The 11921-nt window shown below is 51.6% G+C and carries 9 protein-coding genes; 2 read left to right on the top strand and 7 right to left on the bottom strand.

The features are described from left to right. Positions 1-40 precede the first annotated feature (40 nt). Genes HGT1_RS12185 through HGT1_RS12200 form a run of 4 tightly spaced genes read right to left on the bottom strand, consistent with a single transcriptional unit; the run spans position 41 to position 4314 of the window. Complete coding sequence (locus tag HGT1_RS12185) at positions 41-841, bottom strand: enoyl-CoA hydratase family protein (RefSeq protein ID WP_176250237.1); 801 nt, start codon at positions 839-841, stop codon at positions 41-43. Further along, entirely contained in the window at positions 834-1304 is a 471-nt protein-coding gene (locus tag HGT1_RS12190) for a MarR family winged helix-turn-helix transcriptional regulator (RefSeq protein WP_176250204.1), read from the bottom strand. The genes HGT1_RS12185 and HGT1_RS12190 overlap by 8 nt, the downstream gene beginning before the upstream one ends. Beyond that, positions 1301-2020 (bottom strand): SDR family NAD(P)-dependent oxidoreductase, encoded by a 720-nt coding sequence (locus HGT1_RS12195; protein WP_176250205.1) that lies wholly within the window; start codon positions 2018-2020, stop codon positions 1301-1303. The genes HGT1_RS12190 and HGT1_RS12195 overlap by 4 nt, the downstream gene beginning before the upstream one ends. Continuing rightward, a complete protein-coding gene (locus HGT1_RS12200; RefSeq protein WP_176250206.1) occupies positions 2020-4314 on the bottom strand; it encodes a bifunctional salicylyl-CoA 5-hydroxylase/oxidoreductase in 2295 nt (764 codons plus the stop codon). The genes HGT1_RS12195 and HGT1_RS12200 overlap by 1 nt, the downstream gene beginning before the upstream one ends. Before the next feature lie 554 nt (positions 4315-4868). Between HGT1_RS12200 and HGT1_RS12205 the strand changes: the two genes are divergently transcribed. Further along, positions 4869-7559: a type I restriction endonuclease gene (locus tag HGT1_RS12205; RefSeq protein ID WP_176250207.1), complete on the top strand. Its 2691-nt coding sequence runs from the start codon at positions 4869-4871 to the stop codon at positions 7557-7559. A 277-nt stretch (positions 7560-7836) separates the two neighbouring features. Here the strand turns inward: HGT1_RS12205 and HGT1_RS12210 are convergent, their stop codons facing one another. Continuing rightward, positions 7837-8385, bottom strand: coding sequence for a recombinase family protein (locus HGT1_RS12210; RefSeq protein ID WP_176250208.1), 549 nt, complete (start codon positions 8383-8385; stop codon positions 7837-7839). Positions 8386-8725: 340 nt separating this feature from the next. Here HGT1_RS12210 and HGT1_RS12215 point away from each other — a divergent pair, with 340 nt between their 5' ends. After that, positions 8726-9445, top strand: coding sequence for a hypothetical protein (locus HGT1_RS12215; RefSeq protein ID WP_176250209.1), 720 nt, complete (start codon positions 8726-8728; stop codon positions 9443-9445). A 602-nt stretch (positions 9446-10047) separates the two neighbouring features. On the opposite strand, the gene HGT1_RS12220 is transcribed toward HGT1_RS12215, so the two are convergent. Continuing rightward, positions 10048-11361 carry a hypothetical protein gene (locus HGT1_RS12220; protein WP_176250210.1) on the bottom strand — a complete coding sequence of 438 codons (1314 nt, stop codon included), beginning with the start codon at positions 11359-11361 and terminating at the stop codon, positions 10048-10050. Beyond that, the coding region (locus tag HGT1_RS12225) for a tyrosine-type recombinase/integrase (protein WP_176250211.1) at positions 11351-11921 on the bottom strand (571 nt) is incomplete at its 5' end. The genes HGT1_RS12220 and HGT1_RS12225, both read right to left, overlap by 11 nt.

Raw genomic sequence — 11921 nt, forward strand, 5'->3', positions numbered from 1 at the left:
TCCCGCCGGAGGCTCCCGTCCTCACATCAAACACCACCGCTCAATTCCCCTCGAACACGGGCCGCTGCTTGGCGACAAAAGCGTTATAGGCGCGCTCGAAATCGCCGGTTTGCATGCAGATCGCCTGCGCCTGCGCCTCGGCCTCGATCGCCTGTTCGATCGACATGGACCATTCCTGTGCCAGCATCGTCTTGGTCATCATATGGGCAAAGTTTGGACCCGACTGGATTTGCTGCGCCAGCGCCAGCGCGTCAGCCTCCAATGCATCGCCTGCCACGAGACGGTTGAAAAAGCCCCAGCGTTCGCCCTCCTCCGCCGACATGGACCGCCCGGTATAGAGCAACTCTGCCGCGCGGGTCTGGCCGATGATGCGCGGCAGGATCGCGCAGGCCCCCATGTCACAGCCCGCAAGCCCGACACGGGTGAACAAAAACGCTGTCTTCGCCTCTGGTGTGGCCAGGCGCAGGTCGGATGCCATGGCAATGATCGCGCCGGCACCAACGCAGATACCGTCCACGGCGGCGATCACCGGTTTGCCGCAGTTCACGATGGCCTTGACCAGATCGCCGGTCATGCGGGTAAAGCGCAGCATGTCTTTCATGTTCATGCGGGTCAGCGGCCCGATGATGTCATGCACATCTCCGCCCGAGCTGAAATTCCCGCCGTTCGACCCGAAAATCACCACATCCACGTCATCGGCATAGACCAGATCACGGAACCAGTCGCGCAGTTCGGCATAGCTGTCAAAGGTCAGCGGGTTCTTGCGGTCGGGGCGGTCCAGACGGACCGTGGCGATGCCGTCCTTGATTTCGCAGAGAAAGTGTTTCACGTCGCTACGCATGGCTTGGGTCATTTATTTTTTCCTTATTTTCAGCAGCTTGCGCCACCACAATTAATTGCGCGGCCATGGCGCGGGCATCTGCCGCGCTGATCCCGCTAAGCATCTCGTTGATCCAGCCCTCGTGGGCGTTGGCCTGGCGTGCGAATTCCACATTGCCTGCCGGTGTCAGCCGCAAGGTCATCGCGCGGCGGTCCCCCGGGACAGGAACCCGTTCTACCAGCCCTTCGTCGGCCAAGCGGTCGGCGATACCGGTGACATTACCGTTGGACACCCGCAACACACCTGAAAGCTGGCTCATCTTCAGGCCTTCGGGGTGGCGCGACAGGGCGGCCATCACGTCAAAGCGCGGCAGGGTGGTCTTGAAATCGACCCGCAGTTTGTCGCGCAGGTGCCCGTCCACGTGGCGGGTCAGCCGCAGCAACCGCAACCACAGGCGCAGCCGATCTTTCGACGGGCTGCTCATATCTCGCCGCCCGATACCGCCAGCGCATGGCCATTGACCATCGACGCGCCGGACGAGGCAAGAAATGCCACAGCCGCCACAACTTCGTCGGTGGTGATCATGCGCCGCATCGGGTTGCCGCCGACAACCAGTTTTTCCGCCTTTTCGCGGGGGATATCAAAGCGGGTCATCACGTTGTTCACCGCCGCCTGCCCCATATCGGTATCCACGAAACCCGGGCAGACCGCGTTGCAGGTGATGCCGTCACGGGCGACTTCCTTGGCCAGTGCGCGCACCAGCCCGATCACCCCGTGTTTTGCCGCCACATAGGCCGAGATATTGGGCCCGCCCTGCAAACCGGCGGTCGAGGCGATGGCAATCAGCCGTCCCCCTGCCTGCATCCCCGCCAAGGCGGCGCGGAAGGTCAGGAAGGTGCCGGTCAGGTTCACGTCCAGCGTCGATTGCCAGTCGGCCAGCGTCATGTCGCGCAGCTTGGCGGATTTACCGGCACCTGCATTGGCGATCACGATATCATAGGGCGCGTCGAACAGCGCCTGAACCGATGCCTCGTCGGTTACATCCAGGATGCGGCACGTCATGCCGCGGCCCCCGTCGGTTTCCTCAAGCGCGTCCATCCGGCGGCCCACGATGGTGACATCTGCACCGTCCTGCGCGAAGTGCCGTGCGATGGCACGCCCGATGCCCGATCCGCCCCCTGTGACAAGTACTCTAACCATCAGACACGCCCTTCCATTTCTGCGGCGCGGTCGGCATTGCGCCACGCCTGATCTCGTCCCGCCTCATAGGGTTTTGGCCAGACCGCCTGACGGTCGCCAATTGCGGCCCCCTGATGCAAGGTCCAATAGGGATCGGCCAGATGCGCCCGCGCAAGGCAGACCAGATCGGCCCGCCCCGCCATGAGTATTGAATTCACGTGATCGGCCTCGAATATATTGCCGACCGCCATCGTCTTGATCCCGCCATCGTTGCGGATCCGGTCCGAGAACGGGGTTTGGAACATGCGGCCATAGACTGGCTTGGCTTGGGTCGAGGTCTGTCCGGCGGAGACATCAATGATATCCGCCCCTGCCGCGTCAAACATCGCTGCGATTTCAACGGCTTCTTCAGGGGTTACCCCGTCATCGCCCGCCCAGTCATTGGCCGAAATACGCACCGCCATCGGTTTGCCTGCGGGCCAGACAGCACGCATCGCGGCAAAGACCTCCAACGGATAGCGCATCCGGTTTTCAAGGCTGCCGCCATAGTCATCATCACGCGTATTCGAGAGCGGAGAGATAAAGGACGAGACCAGATAGCCGTGCGCCGCGTGCAGTTCGATCATATCGAACCCTGCGCGGTCGGCCATTTCGGCTGCGGCGACAAACTGTGCCGTCACGGCGTCCATATCCGCACGGGTCATTGCCTTTGGCACCGCGTTTTCATCCGACCACGGGATTGCCGAGGCCGAGATCAAAGGCCAGTTGCCCGACGGCAAGGGCGCATCCATCTTTTCCCAACCGACCTGCGTCGACCCTTTGCGGCCCGCATGGCCGATCTGGCAACATATTTTCGCATCTGTTTCAGCATGGACGAAATCGGTCAGCCGCTTCCATGCGGCCTCGTGCGATGGTGCATACAGCCCCGGACAACCCGGCGTGATCCGCCCGTCCGCCGATACGCAGGTCATTTCGGTATAAACCAGCCCCGCCCCGCCTTTTGCGCGTTCGCCGTAGTGGATCAGATGCCAGTCGGTCGGCGCGCCATCGACCGCCTTGTACTGCGCCATGGGCGATACCACGATGCGGTTTTCCAGTGTCATATCGCGCAATTGGAAGGGTGCGAACATCGGCGCGCGGGCGGGCAGATTGGTGCCTGCGCCCGCTTGCTTCATGAACCACGCCTCTGCCCCGCCCAGCCATTTCGGATCGCGGGCGCGCAGGTTTTCATGGCTGATGCGTTGGCTGCGGGTCAGCATCGAATAGTTCAACTGCACCGGATCAAGATCAAGATAGCGTTCCACGTCCTCGAACCACTCGACCGAATTGCGCGCGGCCGATTGCAGGCGCAGCACTTCCAAACGGCGCGCGGCCTCGTATTTTTCAAAGGCGGTCGCCAGATCCGCATCATCCGTCACATGTTTCGCCAGCGAGATTGCGGATTCCAAGGCCAGTTTCGTGCCCGACCCGATGGAAAAATGCGCCGTAGCCGAAGCATCGCCCAGCAGAACGACATTCTCGTGGCTCCATTTTTCACACAACACACGGGGGAATTTGATCCAGGCCGACCCGCGAATATGCCCCGCGTTGGTCATCAGCTTGTGACCGCCCAGATGGTCCTTGAAGATTTCCTCGCAGGTGGCGATCGATTCCTGCTGGGTCATCTCGCCAAAGCCGTAGGCATCATAGGTTTTCTGCGAGCATTCCACGATGAAAGTCGCCGTATCGGGATCGAATTGATAGGCATGAACCCAGACCCAGCCTTTGTCCGTCTTCTCGAAGATAAAGGTAAAGGCGTCGTCGAATTTCTGGTGCGTGCCCATCCAGACAAAGGGACAGCGGCGCACATCGATATCGGGCTTGAATGTGTCCTCAAATTCAAGCCGTGTTTTTGAATTCAACCCGTCGCAGGCCACGACCAGATCATAGTCATCCATATAGGCGGATGCCGATTTCACTTCGGTTTCGAACTGCAGGTTAACGCCAAGGGCACGGGCGCGGTCTTGCAAGATCAGCAGTAGCTTTTTGCGCCCGATCCCGCAAAACCCGTGACCGGAGGACGTGATCACCTGCCCTTTGTGATGGAGCGCAATATCATCCCAATAGGCGAAATGGCTGCGGATTTCAGCAGCACTGACAGGATCGTTTTGTTCAAGGTTATCAAGCGTTTCATCTGACAGAACCACACCCCAGCCAAAGGTGTCATCAGGCTTGTTGCGTTCCAGAACGGTGACATCTGCATTCGGTTGGCGCAGTTTGAGCGAGATCGCAAAATACAGCCCCGCAGGCCCGCCCCCCAGACATATTGCACGCATCCCGTCTCTCCCGATTGGTGTCGTTAACCGTGACGGTAGAGTGAGTCGCTTTTTTCTTCAAGCATATATATTTTAATCCTAAAATACCTAGTCGCAGAGCGTCTGGACGCGCAAGCCGAACCGTGCACCAACACGAAGGCTGCAGAAACGCTTCTATGCGTTGTTTGCTAAGCGAAATTTTAAGATGAGTGGTGCCCCCACACGGCGAGCGGTGAAGATATTCAAGCACCTAACCTACTGGGATTTAACAATATTTCAAGTGTCAAAAATTTCTTGTATAACTAAATGTGTTACCTTAAAAACACCAATCCCCACTATATAACAAACTATGATGTTGCGGCTTACGGCACCAAGCGGACAAATCTGCAAGTGTGAACCTACGGAGCCTGTGGTTGGCCCGAAGCCCGAAGAAGAGGTCAATTGCTTGCCCTGCCTTGGCAAAGAATACAAACCGACCGGCATCAGAATTATATGAAAAACGATGGTACCATCACCATGCAAGTACACCTGCCACCATTAAGACAGGCACCACTTTGTGATCCGAAGCCCAATTAGTGGCGAAAGATGAAACTCTAACGCTCTTTGGGGGCGAAAAATGCTTAAAACCCGTCCATCGGCATGTGCCCTCTTGCCACCAACAAAGCTGCAATGCACTGTGCAAAGTAACTTGTGTGCCTAAATTATTTTGGAACCAGACACCAAATCATTTAAGCCCAAATTTGAATAAGAACGCCTTAATAGTGTCCGCCAGCAAATCGAAAGCCACCGGATCGGAGAAATTAATAGACATGGAAAAAAAATTAGCGAAACAAATTCTTGAACGCTTTGAGAAACTTCAACTATATGAAGCGAATGAAGCCGAAACAAGATTGAAATTAATTGATCGAATTTTATTCGAGGTCTTGGATTGGACACACGACGACGTAACAGTCGAGGAGCACGTATCCGAAGACGGAACTACGGAATATGCAGATTATGTTATACGGACTGGATTTTCATCATTTGTAGTTGAAGCAAAAAAAGTTGGACGGGCCGAGCTAACAGTGCCTACGAAGCGAAAGGAGAACCTAAACAGAAAGTTGGTGTCCGGCGAAACAGGGGACGCCATTCATCAGGCAAGAGATTACTGCAGAAAACTCGCCGTTCAATTTGCGGTAGTTACAAACGGCAGTCAATGGATAATTTTTCCAGCGATGAGAACTGATGGTGTTAAATTTGAAAAATCTAGTGCTATTATTTTTCCAAACCTTACAAGCGTGCTCGAAAACGATCTCGATGAATTTTATTCTTTGCTTTCAAGAGGCGCGGTCATATCAGGGGCTCTTGACAATGAACTTCTCGGGCGACGTGAAGATCAACTAATTGAACGACGACTGAATCAATACATTGACCAGCCTTTTACAAAAATAAAACGCAATAGCATTTACACCGTTATTGAAAATGAGATTGAAACTGCTTTTTCTGAAGACATCACAACTGCAGACATTGATCTATTTCGTAAGAGTTATGTGGAAACTGCGGATAGAACGAAATATGATCGTCGAATAGGAATGCATATCCACAAAAGAAGATCAGCTAGTAAACTCTCGCCAGTTAGAGCGATGACGTCTGGCGGTCGGGCTAAAGTAAGCGACAGTATTCGTGCGGCTGCAAAAAAATCGAAGCCTGTTGCAATGCTGATTTTGGGTTCAGTTGGTGCAGGGAAAACCACCTTCATCAATCACACTAGGCTTGTAACGAATAAAGACTACTTCAGAGTATCAGAAAAAGAACCTTACCCGCATTGGATTCAAGTTGATTTCAGGAATTTTGGCCGATCTGAGAATGCCTCTGAGTTTATTTTTTCGGAAATATTTAAGTACATCATGGATGACCCATTTCTTTCGGATTACGAACGCTGCCTCAAAAATGCGTATAAGTCTGAAATTGCTTCACTAAAAAAGGGACCATTGGCACTTCTTGCAGCCGATGAGAGAGAAATGAACATTAGGATTGCAGAGCTTTTGCAATCTGACTATGAAAAGCAGCGTCCCTATGTAGAAAAAATACTCAAATATGCATCCACGGATGCGGCAATTTTCTTAGTTCTGGACAACATAGACCAATTTGAGGATGAGCAAATTCAAGATGACATCTTCTCAAATGGAATAGCCATTTCTCGCCGTCTAAATTGCAACGTTATATTAGCAATGCGGGACAATACCTACTTTCGAAATAGGGGGCTCCCAATATTCGATGCCTTTGACTTTGAACCTATAAATGTAGAGCCTCCTGAAGTGATGACTGTGCTTGCAAAACGCTTCGTTATCGCAAAGGAACTTCTTGCCGGTAAGGCTGTTAGCTTTTCGGGGGAGGATGGCAAGGACGTTTTTGTTGAGGACGCGTCTGTAATAGCTGATCTTCTGATTGAATCGATTATAGGAACTACGGTCGGGAACTCAATTTCCCTATTTTCAACGGGTGACATTAGGTTTGCTTTGCGAATTACAAGGGATTTTCTTAGAAACGGTTACAGCGCGACTGGACGAGCAGTTCAGTTCTATCAGAGGCACGGAACTTACAAACTTCCAGAGCATGAAGCCATGAGAGCGATAATGATTGGAAGTCGTGCCGTGTATTCTGAGGAATACAGCCCAATCGCCAACCCCTTCGATGCTAGACTTGATATGTCGAGCGCCCAGTTACTGAGGATGTTCTTACTTCACGGTCTGGTTAATCATGCCACAAGAAGGAATTTCGAGCCAATATCAGGTGAAAAACTTCGAAGTGTTTGCTTGGAAATTGGGTTTGCTCCAGATATCACCTTAAAGGTTTTAGAGGATCTATGCCGTGCTCGCTACATTTTCACCATTTCGCATGGCCCTGCCAATTTTGAGGCTGATTTTATCCCCTCCCATCTTGGCGGTTTCGTCATTAGAAACTTGATATCCAACTTTGTGTTCGTTGAAAATACAAGCATGGACACCTTCATAGAGGATGAAGCTCTCTGGCACGAACTGCGCAACGAAACCGAGGAAGTTTTTCGCATTCGAAAAACCACTGAAAAGATCCAAAAGAGGGTGGAAAGAGTAAGGCTGTTTTTTGGCCACATGGTCGAGCGCTATGCAGTAATTTCTGATGAAGCTGCGAGGAGAGGTCTTGCAGTAGAGTGGCTGGGAAATCCGTTGAAAGATGCTATGGGGAACCTGAATGCCAACTGTGACCGCATCGTGCAATCTGCAACAAGAAATTATGGAGAACAATAGGTGAGCCCCTTAGTCTATTAAACATTTAGTCTGTGTGAACGGCCTTCTACGTAAAGGTAGAACGGGTTCTTCAAGGGTGTTTCATTTACACAGGGGCAGTTAGCTGGACACATTGCCTGAAATGATTGCCCCCCTCCCCCTAAAACTCATGCATTACCCAGAAACCGGAGGGCAACTGGCTACATCAAGGAAAGCAAGCCTTAGGATACCACTCTAAACCCCTCTTCTTTACACACCTGCATCGTCTTTCCCGTTTCGCCAATTCCACCTGATACATTCAAGTTATCTCAACAATCCGATAGACCGACCTTTCGGAGATCCCAAGTTTCTGTGCAGTTGCCCGTTTACTTAGCCCTTCTGCCAACAGATCCATGGCCTCCTGCTTATGTATCATTGCAGTAGCCTTCCTTCCCCTGTACTTGCCCTGCGCCTTGGCCTTAGCAATGCCTTCAAGCTGTCTCTCCAGCATCATCTCTCGTTCAAACTGGGCCACAGACCCTAAAACGTTAAGCATCAGCTTTCCCGTCGCATTTGTCGAATCCAGGCCAAGGGCCAATATCCGAAGGCCAACACCCTTGCTCTCAAGTTCCTCAAGGATCTCCCCCAAGTGTTTGATTGATCTGGCCAAACGATCCAACTTTGTAACGACTAAGGTATCACCTTCACGGGTGTAGTCGATAGCGGCCCTTAGCTGCCCCCTGAGGGCCACAGAGCTGATTTGCTCCTCGTAGACCCGATCACATGGGATTGCCTTCAGCGAGTCTTTTTGAGCCTCTAGGGATGCGATTTGTTCTAGTGTTGATGTACGTGCGTAACCGATCATCATTGTGATGTCCTCCTTACCTGACAATAGGGTTTAAGGAGTTGAGGCAGACCACCTGCCAAAAGCTAAAACCAACTCCATTGTCAGTACAAAGCGACACCATTGGGGCCTGACACATGGGCATGGTCTATTGGCAGGGTTGGTTTGGCGCTAGGGTGGGCGGAGTATTTAGTAGAACCTATGAAGATATCCAAACTTCTAAGGTTATCGGTTATTCTTGTACGTCCCGATTGATCGCGCTAGTTAAAATCAGTGAATTTCGGAAGTCCTATCGACAATGCGTTACATTCCACAACTAGTATATGATGAGATGCTCGTGCACAGCCGTCGCAGGGAGCAATTTATGGGCCACCACATCGTTCAGAGTGAACGTGGGGAGACTTTATCAATAGTTTTGGGTGGAATTATACTTCTAGAATTAGACGACAAGTTTTTAGAAAATTCATCAATGATTTCAAGTATGATTTGGCTTGGTCAAAGTAGATCGGCTTTCAGTCAATCCATCACTTCTTTCAATTACCATCAAGAAGCGTTCGAAGAATGGTGTAAATCTCTTAAAGAGGCAGATTTCAGCGATTTGCGCCCTGTTGAAAATGATTTTCTTAGTCGCTTTGAGTTCGATCCTTTTGATCCCTCTACAACTCCAAGGGGGCCAAGTCCTCTGTACGGTCGCGGGGGGAGGCCCCTCGTGCATGGGCATCTGCCGTTTGCAGGACAAACGACTGACGATTTTGTTTTCTATCGGTGTGAGCCGTTCCCAACTAGTCGGTCCATAAACAGATCTACTGGGGAAATATCAGTGTCTGGCGGGCTCTATGGCTTTCCACCATCTGAACTGCAATTCGTCCCCTCTGGATTTGCCGCCGTCGGTAGATACGCATTGCCAAATGTTGCTCCTTCGATATTTCGGTGGCAGTTAAAAGCGCCGTCGGGAGTGGACTTCAGCGCGGGGGCCTCTGTACCTCTTTTCGGACAGGCTGGTGGCGGAGTAGAGGTTTGCATGGAAAAGGATTTCCAAAATGTTGGCAACGTCGCTGATCCAGTAGTTCTACCTTCGCTATAGCTAAAATTCTGTTCAGGTAGCTGGTTGGCGCATTCATCTGTCTCAAGCGTCTTACGGATGTTTGACTGAACCAAATGGAAAAATTCTGTAGGGTAGCCTGTCAAGCCGAAGGGCTGGGGGGCCAGCAAAACCCACTTCAAAACTAGGGGTTATTTCTGTTGTTATTGTTGCCATTTCCATGGGGCTGACATTGGAAGGTCTATGGTGAATTCTCAACGCCCTGAGGGACTCTGTAGTGGGCCCTACAGTGCCTTCCCTCGCTTTCGTGGGGGTATGGCAGGCTAGCCCCCTAAACAGCCCTGCATGAACCGTGAATTGTGTTTTATTGTATATACTTATACCGAAACCGTCGACCTAATCGGCCTGAAGGGTTGCTTTGGACTGGCCCAAGGGAGGCAACTGATTTTTCGACCACACTGATGCAGACTGATAATCCGCTGAACTTCTGCCATTTGCGATGATGCCTGAAATCCGACTGTTCAGAAATTAGCGTTCATAGTTATGGCGTAATGTCCTAAGATCAACCTTGGGACAACGTTGATGCTGTATTCAATCAGACCTCGACTCAAGGTCTCAACCTAGTAAGACCCAAGGGACAACCCTCAACCATCAGTAAAAATGGGGTGGCTTAATCTGGGCTTGATACCAGCAATCTTAGAAAACGAGTCTGAGAGAACCATTGCCGCCTTTGCTGCATCGCTCTTTCTTACGATCAAACAATCATGCACAGGCAATGCCGGTATTGAGTGTTCCCTAGCAAGGGCAAGCATCGAATTGGAAACGATGTGCGACTCAACAGCCTGAAGCCTTGTGGAGCCAAGCTGGCTGTCTTCTAGCTTCATCAATATTGGGTGTTTGCCCAATGCCGCATGCTTGATCTGATTAAACTTTGTGTTGTCATACTTGCCCCAGTCGTCCCTTGGTACCTTCCCTAAGCCGATGATGAGATTGATTGCCTTCTTTACATCATCCCTAGCCACGCCTTCGATCAGATACGGGTCTGTGGGCAGATCTAATTGTTCGTTTAAGAGGCCATAGACCAACGTAAGCTGGCATGCAGATATGTCGATTTCACAGACAGGCTCTCCGTTGATGGTTATGTCCGCCCTTAGAGCTGAAGGCCAATTGATATAACAATATCTTGGTCCATAAAATCGCCCACCATAGTTCCAGTCAAAGTCATACAGATCGCCGTCATTGAAAATCCGGTGCAGATAGGGCGCTGGGCCAAAGTTGAATTCCCAAGTGGCCAGAAATTCGTTGATCTCGTTTACCTCGGCCCTGAGTTGTTGCAGCTTGCCTGTGTTGTCTGGATTAAGGACTTTTCCGCTCTTCTCCCCCTTTAGCTTTTCGGCCTTCACGATGATCGGAGCAAACTGAGACTGCGCAATTTTATAGTGCTGACCAATTGTCGTCGGCGTTATTCCATGCTCCGACATCACCTTCAAAAGCGAAGGCTTGGCCCGAAGTCTGGTAGCCCACATGAAGGAGGAGGTCTCCGGATGGTATCTGTCACCATCAAATTCACTGCTGCCCCTAAAACCGTTAATCACCTCAATAAGTCCTAGGTCTGCCCAAGCGGACTTGAGGGTGTCGTAGTGGCGGCTTTCAGCTACCGTGTTTTTGAAATCGTCTCGTTTGCTAGGCCTGAAAAGAAAGCCCTCAGCCTCTTCATTCAGAGCGGCAACAAGCAAATCAGCAGCGAGTGCAGACAATGTCCGCTTGAAGCGGACTAAGGCGTCGTCTTTAAATTTCCTCTTACGTAGACCGCTTGAAAACAAATAAGCCTGCGTCTGGTCCGATAGGAAATGTTCCAGCGCCTCAGCGGCGTCGGAGTGTAGAACAAGTTCAAACTCGGCAAACTCAGCTTTGCGTAGAACTTCAGGGGCGATATCCGGTCTTGTTTCAACATCCATGATCTGGCTCCCCTATGGCGTCTGCGATCACGATCTTCTTCATATGCTCTGCAAGCACGACGACCGTGTAGCCTGTACCATAGCCCTCCCCTATCCCCTTATTCGTCCAACCACCTATGACATTGCGCAACTCTTGTGGGGTCTGGACCTCCTTCAGCCTGTCCTGAAGGCTGTGCCTAAATGAATGGGTGCTCTTTCGGTCGCTCTCAGCAATCCGGAGCGTTCTCAACCACTTCGACAAGGTGTTGGAAGCATAAGTGCTCTTATTGGTCAGAGGCTTCTTTGCGAAGTCGATGTACCTCGGGAATACATACCCATTGGAAGCATGTGCGACTGCCCTCTTTGCCGCCCAGAGGGATACCCCAACCAAAGGCACCTTCCGCTCTGATCCCTTCGTTTTAAGCCGTCTCGCTTCATTTGGACGAACTGAAATGTAAGGATCGGACGCATCAAGGACTACGTCCTCTTCCCTAAGCCCGCATTCCCCAAGTAAATCTCTGATTTTGCTATCCTGATCGTGGTATTTCGTATATAAATCATGGCGTTGACGGCTGAGACGG

This window comes from Sulfitobacter sp. HGT1, assembly GCF_013282155.1.
Lineage (GTDB): Bacteria > Pseudomonadota > Alphaproteobacteria > Rhodobacterales > Rhodobacteraceae > Sulfitobacter.